Raw genomic sequence first — 15,597 nt, 5'->3', positions numbered from 1 at the left:
CGTGCCCCGTGGGCCGCCGGTGCGGACCGTCCCTCACGCTCCGCTGGGCTCCTCGTGCACCCTCCGCCAGGGTTTCTCCCGCACGCGCCGGTGGACTCCTCCCCTGCCGGGCTCTCCCTCACCGGGGCGCTGTCTTCCGGGCAGGACCACCAGCAGCATCGCGGCGGCGATCAGCCCTCCGCCGAGGAAGACGGTCCAGGTGAGCGACTCGCCGTACACCAGGGCGGCAAGGGCCGTCACCCACAGCGGCTGGGCCGACAGGATGACCGCCGCCGGCGCCGGCCGGACGTGGGCCTGGCCGAACGAGCGGGCCAGGAAGCCCAGGGCGCAGGCCACGACCGACAGGTGGCCGAGGATGGCCCAGTCGACGGCGGTCGCGGGCAGGGTGAGGCCGTCCGGGACGGCCAGGAGACCCGTCATCAGGGCGATGACGCCGAGCTGGATCACGGCGACCGCGTAACCCTCCTGCCGCGCCCGCTCGAAGCCGCCGAGCACCAGCGTGTGCCCGGCGTACAGCACCGCCGAAAGCAGTGTGACGGCCAGCGCGGGCAGGGAGATGTCCGCGCCCCCGGTCCCCCGCAGGAGCGTGAAGGCCGTCATCGCGGCCATCGCCAGGGCCACCGCCGCCCAGGTCCGCGACGACGGCCGGACGCCCAGCAGGACCAGGCCCAGGACCGGGGTGATCACCACGTAGGAGCCGACGGTGAACCCCGAGACCGACGACGGCAGGTCGTGCAGCGCCACGGCCTGAACGGTCTGCCCCACCCCGAACAGCAGACCGAGCAGGATCCCGGTGAGCCAGGTGTTCTCCCTCAATCCCCGCAGGCAGTGCGGGCGCAGCAGGAGCAGGACCAGCGTGGCGAGCCCGTAGCGCTCGGCGAGCAGGTCGGCCACCGGTATGCGATGGATGAGGTCTTTCATCAGCGGGAAGGCCGACCCCCAGGCGGCGCTGACGAATAACAGAAGCACGACTCCCACCAGGGGCCGGGGAGCGGTCACCGCTGTCATAGGGGAAGACTCGCATCACCTGAGGGAAGCCGGAGCTAGCCGAACGGCTCGGGAGTGGCCTGTATACAACCCTGAGGTAAGGACCCCACTCCGACAGCAGATCCCTCACACCCCAAAGAGCACGAGAGAAGCCCACGTCTCCACAGAACGTGACCTACCTCACACCGGGGGGAGGACTTCCCGCGCTATTGGATTCTCCGTACAATTAGGGCCAGGACATCCGATGGGAGTGCAGTGATGACACCGGCTCCGAACACCACCGCGGACAGGGAGAACGACCAGACGGTCGTGGAGAGGCGCGCCTACGAGGCGGTCATCGAGCGCCTGTCGAAGGCCTCGGTCGACAAGCACTGGGAGCCCTACGTCGACATCCCCTGGGACGACCCGGACTTCCTGGTCCGCCAGGACGACCCGCGCTGGGAACTGCCCGCGGTCGACAAGCTGGGCGGCCACCCCTGGTACCGGGCCCAGCCGCCCGAGGTGCGCGCGAAGATCGGGCTGTGGCGGGTGGCGACCGCCATGAAGATCGGCCTGCAGTTCGAGAACCTGCTCAAGCGCGGCCTGCTCAACTACGCCTACCGCCTGCCGAACGGCTCACCCGAGTTCCGCTACGTCTACCACGAGACCATCGAAGAGGGACATCACGGGATGATGTTCCAGGAGTTCGTCAACCGTACGAAGCTCCCGATCAGGGGCATGCCCGGGCCGCTCAGCGTACTCGCCCAGGTCGCCCCGTGGATCCCGCTGATCTCCACCGAGCTGTTCTTCATCTTCGTGCTCGGCGGCGAGGACCCGATCGACCACGTGCAGCGCAAGACCCTCAGGGAAGGTCAGATCAAGCACCCGCTCGAGGAGACCATCATGCGCATCCACATCGCGGAGGAGGCCAGGCACATCTCCTTCGCCCGGCACTATCTGCGCCGCCGGGTCCCGCGCATGCCGCGCTACCGCCGCTTCACACTGGGGCTCATCTCCCCGGTCATCCTGGGCATCATGGCCCGGATCATGCTCTCGCCCCCCGGACCCATGATCAGGGCGTTCCGCATCCCGGAGCAGGTGGTCAGGGACGTCTACACCGACAACCCCGAGGCCGCCGCGCAGATCCGCGACTCGGTGGGCAAGACCCGTGAGCTCTGCGCCGAACTGGGCATGATGAACGCGTTCCAGCGCAGGATCTGGAAGATCATGGGTATCTACGACGACCCTCCGGCGAAGAAAGCGGCACGGTGAGCACGACATCCGACAGATCATCCGGCGGTACGGCCCGGCCCAGGACGGCGATCGTGACGGGGGGCGCCTCCGGCATCGGCCGGGCCCTGTGCCGCGAGCTCGCCCGGCGCGGCGTGCACGTCGTGGCCGCCGACCTCGACGCGGCGGGGGCCGAGCGCACGGCCAAGGAGTTCGGCTGCCGGAGCGCCGCGCTCGACGTCACCGACGCGCAGGCCGTACGCGACCTCGTCACCGGGGTCAGGCGCGAGCACGGACGGCTGGACTTCCTGTTCAACAACGCCGGGATCGCGGTCGGCGGCACCACCGACGAGCTCACCCTCGACCACTGGAACCGCACGATCGACGTGAACCTGCGCGGTGTGGTGCACGGCGTGCACGCCGCCTACCCGGTCATGATCGAGCAGGGCCGCGGCCACATCGTGAACACCGCCTCGCTGGCCGGGCTGACGCCCGCCCCGCTGATGCTGCCCTACACCGCGACCAAGCACGCGGTGGTCGGCCTCTCGCTCGCGCTGCGGGCCGAGGCGCGGGCGCACGGCGTGCGGGTGAGCGTGGTGTGCCCGGGCTTCACCGACACCCCGCTGCTCGACCACGCCAACCCCGGCCTGCCGCAGACCGAGACCGGGGCCGGCGCCCGCGAGTCGGCGACCAGGACCATGGGACGGCTCTACTCCGTCGACTCCCTGGCCGAGGACATCATCCGGGGCGTCGCGCGCGACAAGGCGCTCATCGTGGCCCCGGCCTCGGGGCGGATGGCCTGGCGCGGGGCACGGCTCTCGCCCGCGGGAGCGGTCCGGGTGGCCGCGCTCGCCGTACGGCGCCTGCGCGGCTGACCGTCGACGCGCCGCGCGGCCGATCACCCCGCGCGGCCCGACGAACCCGCGCGGCCGGACGGGCCGCGCGACCGGACGCCCCCGCGCCGGGGGCGGTGCACGGCCGTCCGGGAGTCCATGTCGGGTTGCCCCCCGGACGGCCGTCCCTCCCCCTCTCAGCGCTCTCCGGAGGCTCCCAGGTTCCCGGCGAGCAGCTCGATCAGGGGTTCGCGGCGCGCGCAGGCCGACAGCGCGAAGGAGTCGGCCAGCGCGAGCAGTTCCTCCTGCGGCAGTCCCTTCAGCAGGGCCGCGTACTCGGGCAGCAGCGCCTGCGCGAGGAGGATGTGCCGGATCAGGTCGTCGGTCTGGTAGCGGGCGCCCCACGGGTAGGGGTCCCACCCGGGGAACTCGGTCTCCATCAGCTCGTGCAGCGGCGCCAGGACCTCGGCCGACTCCTCCATGGTGGAGCCCCACCGGTCGGCGCCCAGGCGCCCCTTCTTGGCGATGAACGATCCGAAGCGCTCCATGTACGGCCCGGCCGGGTCCGCGGTCACCAGGCCCTGGAGCCCGACGTCCTTGTAGGTCCACAACGACCAGCCCGCCCCGTGCGCGTCGTAGATCTCCAGCTGGTCGCGGAGGATCTGGTAGCGCTGCTCGTCGACCGCCGGGTCGCCGGTGTAGACCGGGCCGAACTCCCCCACCCACAGCGGCGTGCCGGTCTGGCGCTGGAAGACGGTGCGGCGCTCGAAGGTCCGCTCCAGCTGCTCGCGGTCCACCCACTCGCCCCGGGTGTGGCCGGGGTACGGCCCGCCGTGCGCGAAGCCGGCCAGCGCGTAGTCGTGGCAGACGAAGACGGTGTTCTCGTAGACCTCGCGGAACACCGAGAAGTCGGTGGAGTAGGTGTTGCCGTCGAGGAAGAGCACGTGGTGCGGGTCGGCGGCGCGCACCGCCTTGACCAGCCGGTCGTAGAACGGGCCGACCACGCGCCCGGTGGGGTCGCCGGGCTCGTTGACCGGGTTGTACCCGGCCACCCAGGGGTTGTCCTTGTAGCGGTCGGCCATCGCCTCCCACAGGTGGATCACCCGGTCCTGGAAGTGGCGGTGCCGCCAGAAGGAGGCCACGTGCGTGGGGTTGTCCGAGTGCCAGTGCTGGTTCTGCGACCCCGGCAGCGCGTGCAGGTCGATCACGCTGTAGATGCCGTGCCGGCCGAGCAGGTCGATCACCCGGTCCAGGTGGCGGAAACCGTGCTCGATGAGCTCGAAGGGCCGCTCGTCGGACTCGAAGTGGTGGTAGTTGACCGGGATCCGCACGCAGTTCATGCCGATCCGGCTCAGGAGAGCCGCGTCGGCCTCGCCGAAGAACGACGTCAGCAGCCGGTCGAAGAACAGCTCCGCGTGCTCCTCCCCGATCGCCTCCGCCACGGCCTCGCGCATCGCCGACTCGTTCGCGGGGTAACCGGTGATGAAGTTCTCCATGTTCATCCAGCCCCCGAGGCCCACTCCGCGCAGCCGTACCGGGGTGCCGTCGGCGGCGACGAGGTGGTTTCCGGACACATGCAGGGTCACGCGTTCATCCCTTCGTAGCTCCAGCGGTCAGCCCGCTGATCAGGTGGCGTTCGGCGACCGCGTAGAAGGCCAGCGCGGGCACCATGGCCAGGACGACGTAGGCGAGGGTTCGGGCGACATCGGTGGAGTACTGTCCCTGGAACTGCTGGACGCCCAGCGGGATGGTCCACCAGTCCGGATTGTTGAACACCGCCAGCGGCAGGAAGAAGTTGTTCCAGCTGGCCACGATCGCCAGCACCGAGACGGTGGCGAGGGCGGGCCGGGCCATCGGCAGCAGGACCCGCCAGAAGACGCCGAACGGCGTGCAGCCGTCGATGACGGCGGCCTCCTCCACCTCGCGCGGGATCCCGGCGAAGAAGCCACGCAGGATGATGATCGTCATCGGCAGGCCGAACGCGGCCTGGACCAGGATCACCCCGAGCGGGTTGTCCAGTAGCCCGAAGGTACGCATCAGGACGAACAGCGGCAGGATCGCCACCGCGAAGGGGAACATCAGCCCGGCCGTGAAGATCGTGAACAGCACCTCCCGGCCCCGGAACGCGAAGCGCGCGAACGCGAACGCGGCCATCGCCGACAGGACCACGACGAGCACGGTGGTACTCAGCGCGATCAGGACGCTGTTGCCGACCTGCCGCCAGAAGGAGGCGGAGGCGAGCACCTCGGTGTAGTTCTCCGGATGCCACGGCGCGGGCAGCCCGAAGGGGTTGGAGGAGAGCTGGGCGTTGTCCTTGAACCCGCCGATCAGGCCGAACAGGAGGGGGACGAGGACGAACAGGGCCAGGGTCCCGGCCAGCAGGTGCAGGGAGACCCCCCGGGCGCGCGACGGCCCGGCGGGACGACGGCGGCGGTTCGGGCGGTCGTCCGGGAGACGGTCCGTGCGGCGGCTCTGCGCAGTGCTGCTCATCGGTGGTCTCCCATCGTCGTGACGGCGCCCTGGGTGTCACGCCGCATGACGAAGCGCAGGTAGGCGAGCGCGAAGATCATGCTGAGGACGAACATCACCACGCTGATCGCGCTGGCGTAGCCGATCTGGGTGCGCTTGAAGCCGAACTGGAACATGGTCACGGCCATCGTCTCGGAGGCGTGGTCGGGCCCTCCGCCGGTGAGCACCCAGACCAGGTCGAAGAGCTGGATCGTGCCGATGACGGACAGGAATGCGGCGATGCGGATGGTGGGACCGAGCAGCGGCAGCGTGACGTGCCGGAACTGCTGCCAGGTGCCGGCCCCGTCGATGGAGGCGGCCTCGCCGAGCTCCCTGGGGATGCCCTGCCGCCCGGCCAGGAACAGGATCATGTAGAAGCCGAAGTACTTCCAGGTCATGACGGCGAACAGGGCCGGCATGACCGTCACGGGGTCGGCCAGCCAGGCGCGCTCCAGCTCCTCCAGGCCCACCGCGCGCAGGATCTGGTTGGCCAGCCCGGCCTCCGGCGACAGGATCAGCGAGAACAGCACACCGGTGATCACTTCGGACAGGACGTAGGGCGCGAAGAACAGCAGCCGGTAGACCGCCCGGCCGCGCATCCGCTGGTTGAGCAGGAGCGCCAGGCCCAGCGCGAGCGGCAGCTGGACCACCAGCGACAGGACGACGATGATCAGGCCGTTGCGCAGGTCGCCGTGGAAGACGTCGCTGGAGAACAGCCGGGTGAAGTTGTCGAAGCCGATGAAGTCATCGGGCCACCCGCCCAGGCCGTTCCACCGGAACATGCTGGTGTAGGCGGCGATCGCGATGGGGGCCAGCACCAGCAGGCCGTACAGCACGAGTGCGGGGAGGATGAACAGGGCGACGGTCGCCAGGCCCTTGAGACGCCGGCGGCGCCGTATCGCGGCGGAGGGCAGGCCGCGCGCGGGCGGGGCCGCGGCCCGCGGCCGCTTCTCCGGCCTTTCCGTCAGCGCGGGAGGTGTCATGTGCATTGCTCCAGATGGGGGTGGAACGGGCGGGCCGGTCCGGCCCGCCCGTCGCTTGTGCGGATGTCGCCGCCGCTACCCTTCGGCCTTGGCCGTCTCGGTGATGCTCTCGGCGACCTGCTCGGGTGTCTTGGAGCCCGCGATGAGTCCCGCCACGCTGTCGTTGATCTCCTGCCCGACCGCCGGCGGGTAGGCCTGGTCCAGATAGAGCTGGAAGCCGGTCGCCCCGGCCAGCGTGCCGGCCACGGTCTTGAGGTTGGCGTCCTTGATCGCTTCCTCGGCGCCGTTCACCGCGGGCAGCCCGGCACCGGACTCCACGAACTGCTTCTGGTTGTCCATCTGGGTGATGAACTTCAGGAAGTCCACGGCCTCGGCCGGGGCGTCCGCGCCGACCGCGAAGCCGTTGCCGCCGCCGAGCGCCTCGGTGGCCGCGCCCTTGCCGCCCTCGACCGCCGGGAAGGAGAAGAAGGCGAGGTCGTCACCGATGCCGCCGCCGGCGTCCTTCTGCACGGCCGGGGCCCACTGGCCCATCAGCTCCATCGCCGCCTTGCCGCTGCCCACCGCGGCGGCCTGCCCGTCGGGTGAGCTGTAGGCCGCGTTGAGGAAGCCCTTCTGGAAGGGATCCAGGTCGGAGAGCTCCTTGAGCCTCTGCCCGGCGGCGACGAAGTCGGGCCCGGTGAAGTCGTGGGTGGTCGCCGCCTGCTTGAGCACGTCGAGCCCGCCGATGCGCATGGCGAGGTAGGTCCAGTAGTAGTGGCCGGGCCACTTCTCCTTGCCCGCCAGCGCGATGGGGGTGACGCCCGCCGCCTTGAGCTTCTTGACCGTGTCCAGGAAGCCCGACCAGGTGGTGGGCGGCTCGGAGACCCCGGCCTTCTCGAAGAGCTTCTTGTTGTACCAGAAGCCCACCATGCCGACGTCGATCGGGACGCCGTAGGTCTTGCCGTCGATCTGGTAGGCGGCCAGCGCCGCCGGGGTGAAGTCCGCGATCGCCTTCGGGTCTCCGAGGTCCTTGACGATCTCGGCGTCGAGCTGCTGCTTGAGCACGCCGCCGCCCCAGGTCGAGAATATGTCCGGGGCGCTGGCCGCCGTGGTGACCGTGGCCATCTTGGACTTGAAGGCGTCGTTCTCAAGCGCCGTCACCTTGATGGTGACATTGGGGTTCTTGGCCTGATAGGCCTTGACCCATCCGTCGTAAATCGTCTTGTTGGGCTCAGTGGTGCCAATGTGCCACCAGTCGATGGTGACCTTGCCTCCGGCGGACGGGGCCGTATCCGCACCGTCCGACCCGCTGCCGCACCCTCCGAGGAGGAGAACCGAGGCCGCTACTACCACCACACCGCGCCGACGCAGTGACATCGCCGTCAATCCTTTCCGCGCCGCGTTGAAAGTTTCGGTTACCCCCCGAATATTTCGTGCCCGAAGCTTAGGTAAAAAGCGCGTTACGCGTCAATAGACACCGTGGCGAGAGTATGGATACGCGGCTGCACCTGGGGGGCGCGGATTCCGAAAACTTTCGGCTACACTTCCTCGCATGTCCACCAAGAGGCGGGTAACCATCGCCCAGATCGCGGAAGAGGCCGGGGTCTCGGTCCCCACGGTCTCCAAGGTCATCAACGGCAGGCCCGAGGTGGCCCCCGACACCCGTCACCGCATCGAGCGGCTGCTGCACAAGCACGGCTACCAGCGCCGCGTCAGCCAGGACGAGGGGCCCGCCGGCCTGGTCGACCTGGTCTTCGCCGAGATCGAGAGCCCCTGGGCGATGGAGATCGTCCGCGGTGCCGAGGACGCGGCCCACGAGGCGGGCGCCAGCGTCGTCATCTCCGTGCTGCACACCCACGCGGGGCCGGGGCGCGACTGGCTCGAGCGGCTCGCCGCCCGCCGCACCGACGGCGTGGTGATCGTCGCATCCAAGCTCTCGACCGTGGTGCAGGCCCAGCTCAGCGCCCGGTCCCTGCCGTTCGTGGTGGTCGATCCCGAGGGCGAGCCCGCGCCCGGCGTCGCCTCGGTCGGCGCGACCAACTGGCACGGCGGCCTGGCCGCCACCCGGCACCTGCTGGAGCTCGGCCACCGGCGCATCGGCATGATCAGCGGGCCCGCCGACATGCTCTGCAGCCAGGCCAGGATCGACGGCTACCGGGCGGCGCTGGAGACCGCGGGACTCCAGGTGGAGCCCGAACTGATCCGCCGCGGCACCTTCCTGGTCGACTCCGGGCACGACCACGGCCACGCCCTGCTCTCCCTCGACGACCCGCCCACCGCGATCTTCGCCGGGAGCGACCTGCAGGCCTTCGGCGTCTTCGAGGCGGCCCGCCAGCGCGGGATGCGCGTCCCCGAGGGCCTGTCCGTGGTCGGCTTCGACGACCTCCCGCTGTCGCGCTCGGCGTGGCCCCCGCTCACCACCGTCCGCCAGCCGCTCCAGGAGATGGCCGCGCTGGCCACCCGGACCGTGCTGGGCATGGGCCGGGGCGAGCCGCCGGAGACCAGGCGGGTGGAGCTGGCCACCGAGCTCATCGTCCGGGAGAGCACCGCGCCGCCCCGGTCCTGACTCCTTCCGCTCACATGTTTCCCCCGCCAAGAAACGGACATAAGCCCCTTTAAGTTAAATACCTCTCGGGGGGCTTGATGAGTTCGAAATCACGCCAGACGAAGGCACAGCACCAGCAGCGCGAGCAGGGGACGCCCGTGCGCAAGGGCCCGGGTCCGGTGACCTCCGCCCAGCTGCGCCAGGAGAAGGGCGCGGGCGGCCGGGGAGCCGCCGCCGGCCGCGCGGCCGCGCAGTCCCCGCCCGTGCGTCACGAAAAGCGCATGTCGGCCAACCGGCAGGCCTGAGCCGGGGCGCGACCGCCCGGCCCGTGGCCGAGCGGGGGCCGGTCAGGACACCGGGCGGTCGCGTCCGCCTCGGCACGAGCCCGTGTTCGCCCCGGCGCGGGCGGGCGATGGCCTCGGCACGGGCCCGCGGTTGCCTCGCTGACCGGCCGTGATGGGAACATGGTCGGGCTATGAGGACGCAAAAAGGAACGCCTCGCCCGATGAGGCGGCTATTGACGGTTCTGCTGCTGGCCTGCACCGCGCTGCTCGGCGTGGCCGGCCCGGCGCGGGCCCACAACGTGTTGATCGACAGCGACCCCGACGACGGCGCCCGGCTCGCCGCCGCACCGCAGCGCATCACGCTGACCTTCGACCAGACGGTCCGGCAGGGCTTCGCGCAGATCAGCGTGACCGGCCCGGACGGGAGGCGCTGGGAGGAAGGCGCGACGGCGGTCGACGGCGCCAAGGCCAGCGTGACCCTCAAACCGCTCGGCCCGGCCGGGGAGTACGTCGTGGGCTACCGCATCCTGTCCTCCGACGGGCACCCGGTGGCCGACAAGCTGACCTTCACCCTGACCGCCCCGGGCACGCAGGCCGCCTCCCGGCCGACCCCCGCCGCCTCGCAGGCGGCCCCGCCCCCCTCCGCCGCCGCGGAGCCCGCCACCACTCCCGACCTGAGCGCGCAGGCGGCCGAGGCCGCGCAGAACGGCGGTGCCGGGATGGCCGTGCTGTGGATCGCCGGAGCACTGGTGATCCTGGGCGGGGCCACCGTCGTGGCGATGCGCCGTACGCGCGAGCGGGAGGAGGCGAAGTGAGCGCGGAAGGGAACGAGGCGCCCGCCGGAGCGGGCAAGGTGGCCGCGCCCGCCGGACAGGTTCAGGAGCCGGGGGCGGCCGGGCAGGGACCGGAGACGGCCGGGCAGGCGCGGGAGCCGGGGACCGGCGGGCAGACCCTGGGGCCGGGGGCGGCCGGGCAGGCGCGGGGACCGGGGCGGGCCGGGACACTGCCCGCCTGGGGTCTCGTCGCGGGGGCGGTGTCCGCCGTCCTCGTCGCGACGGCGTTCGGCGCCGCGGAGGCGGTGCCCGGGATCACACTGCCCAGCCCGCTGGTGGAGTACGGCCTGCCGGTGCTGCGGGTGCTGCTGGACCTGGCGGCGGTGGCGGTGGTCGGGCTGAGCTTCCTGCCCAAGCTGCTCGGCTTCGACGACCCGGACCGCACCGAGCCGGTGATGCGCCGGGCCCGGCCGATGGCGGTCTCCTTCGCCTGGGCCTGGGCGGTGCTGGCGCTGCTGACCATCGTCTTCATGACGGCCGAGCTGAACCCCGGCGTGTTCCCCACCCCGGGGATGATCGCCGAGTACGTCGACGAGGTCGGCGCGGGGCAGGGCCTGCTCTTCAGCGCCGCCTGCGCGCTGACCTACGCCGGGATCGGGCTGCTGGCGGTGCGCTTCGGCGAGAAGGTCCCCGCCGAGCTGCGGATCGTGATCGCCCTGTTCGGCCTGCTGCCGATCCCGGTCACCGGTCACGCGGTGGACTCTGTCTGGCACGACCCCATCATGGTCTCGATGGAGCTGCACGTGCTGGGCGCGGCGGCCTGGACCGGCGGGCTGACCGTTATCGCGCTGCTGGTCGCCCGGGACCGCGAGCTGCTGGCCCGGATCCTGCCGCGCTTCTCCCGGCTGGCCACCCTCGCGCTGGTCGTCGTCGGCCTCTCCGGGCTGGTGAACGGCCTGGCCACCATGGCCCTGACCCCGGGAACCGAGCTGCCCGGCGCGCTGCTGACGAGCGAGTACGGCCTGCTGGTGCTGGCCAAGGTCGCACTCACGGCCCTGCTGATCCCGCTGGCCGCGCACATCCGCTTCCGCCTCCTGCCGCCGATCCGGCGGCGGGAGGGGACGGCCGTCGCCGCGTGGGCGGCGGCCGAGGTCACCGTGATGGGACTGGCCTACGGCGTGGCGGTGGCGCTGACCACCGCCTCCATCACCTGAGCCGCCGCGTCCGTTTCAGGGCGCGGCGGCCTGTCCGCCGGGCTCAGGCCGGGACGGTCTCCCCGGTCCGGTCCCGGAGCCTGTAGCGGGTGAGGAACCACTCGCCGGCCAGCCACAGGACGGCGAGCCCGGCCCCGCCGAGCGCCATGGTCATCGGGCTGATCAGGGGCGGTGAGGCCAGCCACGCGTTCTGCACGCGCAGGACCTGGTCCACCACGAGGGTGACGACGACGGAGCCGACGAGCGCCCGGACGGCGGGGTGGCGGATCAGGAACGCCAGGTCGATCGCGAGCGCCCCGGCGATCAGGAAGATCGGGACCGCCGAGCGCGGGAAGTCGGCGACCGCCAGCAGCGGCCAGATCAGCGTGCGGTAGACGACATAGGTGGCGGCCACGGCGGTGGCGGCGAACCTCCTGCCGATCATCGCGTGGGCGAAGACGAGGACGATCATCGCCGCCATCGCGCCGTAGAGCGGGTAGACCTGGTCGGGCACCGGCAGCGAGAAGTTGACCACCATCTCGCGGTCGATCGGACGGCCCATCTGGTCGGCGGCGAACTGCAGCAGGATCGGCTCGGCCTCCGGCTTGCCGGCGTCCCACGCCCGGATGCCGAAGACGCCGTACTCCTGGTGCTGGGCCGGGAACCAGACGTTCTCGAACATGAACACGAACAGGCCGCCGAGGACGAGCGTGCGCATGCGGCCGGGCGGGGCCCCCATGAACCAGCCGCGGATGACGCCGCAGATCATGAAGAACGTGCCGATGTACAGCAGCATGTGCGACGGGCTCCACGACGTGATGTCGAGCCCGTTGACCCGGTGGTTGATCAGGTCGAGCGGCACGGCGATCAGGAAGGTCGCGGTGCCCCACTGGATGAGGCGCTGCGCCGTCTTGTCGACGCCGTAGCCGGTGTAGACGTGGATGATGGTCAGGGCGACCACGATGACCGTGCCGACGCTGTTGAGCATGTGCGGCGGGGCCAGGTCGTCGCGCAGCCACTTGAAGTGCCAGGAGACGTCCCAGGACGCTCCCAGGACCTTGAGGGAGAAGGCGACCAGCCATCCGAGGTAGAGGACCTTGAACAGGTCCTCGGGGGTCTCCCTGCCGGCCTCCCCGCGGGTCCAGTAGGGCAGCGCCCACTCGGCGACCGAGCCGGCTCTTCTTCGCAAGTTTGCTGCTGACTTCACGCGTTGAAATGATGCCCGGCCTTCACGAAGACCGCAATCAGGGATAACCCCTCCACATGCCCGGATAATCATCAAATATGCGAGTCTTTGTACGCCAGGGCGTCCCGGATGACCTCGAGGCCGTTCTGCGGATCAAGAACGAGACGTGGAAGACGGCCTACCGCGGCCTGCTCCCCCAGGACTTCCTCGACGGGCTGAGCGTCACACCCCGGGCACTGGAGTTCTGGCGGGAGTGGACCACTTCGGGCGGGGGGCACCTGCTGGTCGGCGGGGAGGGCGGTGACGCGGACGGCGGGCCCGGCGAGGAGATCGCGGGGTTCAGCGTGTTCGGGGCGGAGCGGGACCCGGAGCAGGGCCGGGCGGCGGCCGGGGAGGGTGGAGAGGCCGGAGGGGGCGGGGAGGTCTTCGCGATCTACGTCCTTCCCGAACGCTGGTCCACCGGGCTCGGCCTCGCCCTGATGACGCGCTCGGTCGAGCGCCTGCGCGAGCTGGGGCACCGGGAGGCCGGGCTCTGGGTGCTGGAGGGCAACGCCCGCGCCCGCCGCTTCTACGAGCGTTTCGGCTTCACCCTGTCGGGCCGGGTCCAGGACGTGCCGGGCATGCCGTTCCCGGCGACGGAGGTGCACTACAGGATGCCGATCGGCCCCCGGGAGCCCTGACGCCCGGTCACCCGCCCGGTCGGCCCTCCTGCCCGGACAGGGCCGCCCAGACGGCCTGCGGGGTCAGGGGGGTGGCGGTGATCCGGCCGGCGACCCCGGGCAGGGCGGCGGCCACGGCGTTGCCGATGGCCGCGGGCGGCCCGATGGTCCCGGCCTCGCCCACGCCCTTCATCCCGCCGGGCGTCACCGGGGACGGGGTCTGCATCAGCCGTACCTCGACGTCGGGCACGTCCGGCGCCCCCGGCGGGAAGTAGTCCATCAGCGGCTGCCCGCCGGAGGTGTAGGCCACCTCCTCGGTCAGCGCCATCCCGATCCCCTGCACGACCCCGCCGAGGATCTGCCCCTCCACGATCGCCGGGTTCACCGCCACGCCGCAGTCGTTGACCACCCAGTAGCCCTCCACCTCGACCGCGCCGGTCTCCGGGTCGACGGCCACCGCCGCGGCGTGCGCGCCGAAGGCGCAGGTGTAGGCGGAGGGGTCGTAGGTCACCCGTTCCTCCAGCCCGGGATCGACCCCCTCGGGCAGGTCCCAGGCCCGCCACGCCGAGACCGCGATCTCCCTCAGCGTGCGGGCGGCCGACGGGTCGCCCTTCACCCGCACGACGTCGCCGGCGATCTCCATGTCGCCGGCGGAGGCCTCCAGCTGGTGGGCGGCGATCAGCATGATCTTCTCGCGCAGCCGTACCGCCGCCCGGATCAGCGCCCCGCCGCCGAGCGCGAGCGCCCGGCTGGCGATGGAGCCCACCGGGGAGTACGGCGTGGCGGCCGTGTCGCCCAGCAGCACCCTGACCCGCTCCAGCGGCACCCCCGCGTGGTCGGCGGCGAGCTGGGCCAGCGTCGTCTCGATGCCCTGGCCGATGGCCGCCACCCCGCAGCAGACGACCAGTGAGGCGTCCTGCTCCATCCGCAGCACCGTCGTCTCGTAGGCCCCGGTCTGGGTGCCCGCCTGCCGCATCTCCTCCGAGGGGCCCATGCCGGTCGGCTCGACGTGGCAGGAGAACCCGATCCCGCGCCGCCGGCCGTCGCCGGCCTCGCGCGGCCGCACCAGATCGCGCAGCGCCTCCAGTGCGGCCGGATAGTCCCCGGAGTCGTAGGTCTGCCAGGTCCGGGAGGCGTAGGGCAGCTCGTCGGGGCGCAGCAGGTTGCGCAGGCGCAGCTCCACCGGGTCCACGCCCAGCAGGCGCGCGGCCTCCTCGACCAGCCGCTCGCGGGTCCACGTCGCCTCGGGCTGGCCGAAGCCCCGGTAGGAGCCGGTCGGCGTGGTCGTCGTCACCGCCCCGCGCACGCGCGCGCCGACCCGCTCGAACCGGTACGGTCCCGGCAGCGTCACCGCCGTCACCGCGAACGTGGAGATGCCCGCGTTGGACGGGTGCGCGCCGAGGTCGCCGACGATGTCGCAGTACAGCGCCCGGAACCGCCCGTCGCCGTCGAAGGCCAGCCGGGCCCGGTGCACGGCGTCCCTGGCGGGCAGGGTGGCCGCCAGGTGCTCGGTGCGCGACTCCACCCACCGCACCGGGCGGCCCAGCCGGATCGCCGCCAGGCACACCAGCGCCTCGTCGGGATACGGGTGCTCCTTGCCGCCGAAGCCGCCTCCCACGTCGCACGCCACGACGCGCACCCGGCCGTGGCCGAGCCCGAGGGCCTCGGCGAGGTGGTCACGGGCGTGGTGCGGCGCCTGCGTGGAGGCCCACACGGTCAGCTCGCCGTCCTCGAACGCGGCCACGATCGCCCGCGGCTCCATCGGGTACGGCGCGGCCCGCCCCAGCCTGGTCGTCAGCTCGACCACGTGCTCCGCCGCCGCGATGGCCGCCTCGCATTCGTCCGGCGGATCCCCCAGCGGGAAGTCGGCGACCAGGTTCGTCTCCCATTCGGGATAGAGCAGGGGCGCGTCCGCGGCCAGAGCGCGCTCGGCGCCCAGCACCGGGGGCAGTTCCTCGATGTCCAGGTCGACCAGCTCTGCGGCGTCCTGGGCGGCCGCCTCGCTGCGCGCCACCACCAGCGCCACGGGCTGGCCGGCGTAGCGGATCTCGCCGGAGAGCACCGGATAGTCCGTCATCCGCTGGCCGGGGGCCAGCGTCACGCACGGCAGCCGCATCCCCGCGGCGTCGGCGGGGGTCAGCACGTCCAGCACGCCGTCGGCGGCCAGTGCGGCCTTGACCTCGCACCGGGTCAGCCGTCCGTGCGCGACCGGGCTGCGGACCACCACCGCGTGGACCGTCCCCGCGATCCGCACGTCCCCGGCGAACCGGGCCCGCCCTGCCACCAGGCGGGCGTCCTCCCTGCGCGGCACCCGCCGCCCGACATACCGGCGATCATCGCTCATCATCCGATGATGAGCCGCCGGACGGCTCCCGCCAACAGCCCGCCGGGCCCCGGCCGGATATCGGCAGGCGGTTCCAACGCGGGGGTCGTCTCAGCTATCTCTCAGCTCCAGTGA

The 15,597-nt window shown here is 71.7% G+C and carries 14 protein-coding genes; 7 read left to right on the top strand and 7 right to left on the bottom strand.

The window, feature by feature from the left end; genetic code table 11:
* Positions 1 to 33: 33 nt before the first annotated feature.
* A complete protein-coding gene (locus tag Pta02_RS07735; protein WP_203874005.1) occupies positions 34 to 969 on the bottom strand; it encodes a DMT family transporter in 936 nt (311 codons plus the stop codon).
* Between the two features lie 276 nt (positions 970 to 1,245).
* Between Pta02_RS07735 and Pta02_RS07730 the strand changes: the two genes are divergently transcribed.
* A complete protein-coding gene (locus tag Pta02_RS07730; RefSeq protein WP_203874004.1) occupies positions 1,246 to 2,238 on the top strand; it encodes an AurF N-oxygenase family protein in 993 nt (330 codons plus the stop codon).
* Positions 2,235 to 3,071, top strand: a complete 837-nt coding sequence (locus Pta02_RS07725; protein ID WP_203874003.1) for an SDR family NAD(P)-dependent oxidoreductase — start codon at positions 2,235 to 2,237, stop codon at positions 3,069 to 3,071. Before Pta02_RS07730 ends, Pta02_RS07725 begins: the two co-directional genes overlap by 4 nt.
* 155 nt (positions 3,072 to 3,226) lie before the next feature.
* Here Pta02_RS07725 and Pta02_RS07720 read toward each other — a convergent pair whose 3' ends face one another.
* The 4 genes from Pta02_RS07720 to Pta02_RS07705 all read right to left on the bottom strand — a co-directional run bounded on the left by Pta02_RS07720 (position 3,227) and on the right by Pta02_RS07705 (position 7,876).
* Entirely contained in the window at positions 3,227 to 4,615 is a 1,389-nt protein-coding gene (locus tag Pta02_RS07720) for a glycoside hydrolase family 5 protein (protein WP_239129841.1), read from the bottom strand.
* A gap of 4 nt (positions 4,616 to 4,619) precedes the next feature.
* Positions 4,620 to 5,519 carry a carbohydrate ABC transporter permease gene (locus Pta02_RS07715; protein ID WP_203874002.1) on the bottom strand — a complete coding sequence of 300 codons (900 nt, stop codon included), beginning with the start codon at positions 5,517 to 5,519 and terminating at the stop codon, positions 4,620 to 4,622.
* The gene (locus Pta02_RS07710) at positions 5,516 to 6,520 is read right to left on the bottom strand and encodes a carbohydrate ABC transporter permease (RefSeq protein WP_203874001.1); all 1,005 of its coding nucleotides are present in this window, start codon (positions 6,518 to 6,520) and stop codon (positions 5,516 to 5,518) included. The genes Pta02_RS07715 and Pta02_RS07710 overlap by 4 nt, the downstream gene beginning before the upstream one ends.
* A gap of 75 nt (positions 6,521 to 6,595) precedes the next feature.
* Positions 6,596 to 7,876 (bottom strand): extracellular solute-binding protein, encoded by a 1,281-nt coding sequence (locus tag Pta02_RS07705; RefSeq protein ID WP_239129839.1) that lies wholly within the window; start codon positions 7,874 to 7,876, stop codon positions 6,596 to 6,598.
* A gap of 175 nt (positions 7,877 to 8,051) precedes the next feature.
* Here Pta02_RS07705 and Pta02_RS07700 point away from each other — a divergent pair, with 175 nt between their 5' ends.
* From Pta02_RS07700 to Pta02_RS07685, 4 genes are all read left to right on the top strand, one after another.
* On the top strand, positions 8,052 to 9,065 hold the full coding sequence (locus tag Pta02_RS07700) for a LacI family DNA-binding transcriptional regulator (protein ID WP_203874000.1): 1,014 nt from the start codon (positions 8,052 to 8,054) through the stop codon (positions 9,063 to 9,065).
* 77 nt (positions 9,066 to 9,142) lie between these two features.
* Positions 9,143 to 9,349 carry a hypothetical protein gene (locus Pta02_RS07695; protein ID WP_203873999.1) on the top strand — a complete coding sequence of 69 codons (207 nt, stop codon included), beginning with the start codon at positions 9,143 to 9,145 and terminating at the stop codon, positions 9,347 to 9,349.
* 200 nt (positions 9,350 to 9,549) lie between these two features.
* Entirely contained in the window at positions 9,550 to 10,143 is a 594-nt protein-coding gene (locus tag Pta02_RS07690) for a copper resistance CopC family protein (protein WP_203873998.1), read from the top strand.
* On the top strand, positions 10,140 to 11,315 hold the full coding sequence (locus Pta02_RS07685; RefSeq protein WP_239129837.1) for a CopD family protein: 1,176 nt from the start codon (positions 10,140 to 10,142) through the stop codon (positions 11,313 to 11,315). Before Pta02_RS07690 ends, Pta02_RS07685 begins: the two co-directional genes overlap by 4 nt.
* Positions 11,316 to 11,358: 43 nt before the next feature.
* Here Pta02_RS07685 and Pta02_RS07680 read toward each other — a convergent pair whose 3' ends face one another.
* The gene (locus Pta02_RS07680; protein WP_239129833.1) at positions 11,359 to 12,483 is read right to left on the bottom strand and encodes a hypothetical protein; all 1,125 of its coding nucleotides are present in this window, start codon (positions 12,481 to 12,483) and stop codon (positions 11,359 to 11,361) included.
* Between the two features lie 95 nt (positions 12,484 to 12,578).
* On the opposite strand from Pta02_RS07680, the gene Pta02_RS07675 reads away from it, so the two are divergent.
* Positions 12,579 to 13,160: a GNAT family N-acetyltransferase gene (locus Pta02_RS07675; RefSeq protein WP_203873996.1), complete on the top strand. Its 582-nt coding sequence runs from the start codon at positions 12,579 to 12,581 to the stop codon at positions 13,158 to 13,160.
* A 7-nt stretch (positions 13,161 to 13,167) separates the two neighbouring features.
* On the opposite strand, the gene Pta02_RS07670 is transcribed toward Pta02_RS07675, so the two are convergent.
* Positions 13,168 to 15,483, bottom strand: coding sequence for a xanthine dehydrogenase family protein molybdopterin-binding subunit (locus Pta02_RS07670; protein WP_203873995.1), 2,316 nt, complete (start codon positions 15,481 to 15,483; stop codon positions 13,168 to 13,170).
* Positions 15,484 to 15,597 lie beyond the last annotated feature (114 nt).

The organism is Paraplanobispora takensis (assembly GCF_016863195.1).
In the GTDB taxonomy this organism is placed as follows: Bacteria; Actinomycetota; Actinomycetes; order Streptosporangiales; family Streptosporangiaceae; genus Planobispora; species Planobispora takensis.
The sequence above is the reverse complement of the archived record's forward strand: the minus strand, read 5'-3'. Positions and strand labels throughout refer to the sequence as shown.

What these genes read in the sequence shown, in the direction of transcription:
- Pta02_RS07705 (WP_239129839.1), bottom strand. Translation starts at nt 7,876, where the DNA reads ATGTCACTGCGTCGGCGCGGTGTGGTGGTAGTAGCGGCCTCGGTTCTC.
- Pta02_RS07690 (WP_203873998.1), top strand. Translation starts at nt 9,550, where the DNA reads ATGAGGCGGCTATTGACGGTTCTGCTGCTGGCCTGCACCGCGCTGCTC.
- Pta02_RS07695 (WP_203873999.1), top strand. Translation starts at nt 9,143, where the DNA reads ATGAGTTCGAAATCACGCCAGACGAAGGCACAGCACCAGCAGCGCGAG.
- Pta02_RS07700 (WP_203874000.1), top strand. Translation starts at nt 8,052, where the DNA reads ATGTCCACCAAGAGGCGGGTAACCATCGCCCAGATCGCGGAAGAGGCC.
- Pta02_RS07715 (WP_203874002.1), bottom strand. Translation starts at nt 5,519, where the DNA reads ATGAGCAGCACTGCGCAGAGCCGCCGCACGGACCGTCTCCCGGACGAC.
- Pta02_RS07675 (WP_203873996.1), top strand. Translation starts at nt 12,579, where the DNA reads ATGCGAGTCTTTGTACGCCAGGGCGTCCCGGATGACCTCGAGGCCGTT.
- Pta02_RS07670 (WP_203873995.1), bottom strand. Translation starts at nt 15,483, where the DNA reads ATGAGCGATGATCGCCGGTATGTCGGGCGGCGGGTGCCGCGCAGGGAG.
- Pta02_RS07730 (WP_203874004.1), top strand. Translation starts at nt 1,246, where the DNA reads ATGACACCGGCTCCGAACACCACCGCGGACAGGGAGAACGACCAGACG.
- Pta02_RS07710 (WP_203874001.1), bottom strand. Translation starts at nt 6,520, where the DNA reads ATGACACCTCCCGCGCTGACGGAAAGGCCGGAGAAGCGGCCGCGGGCC.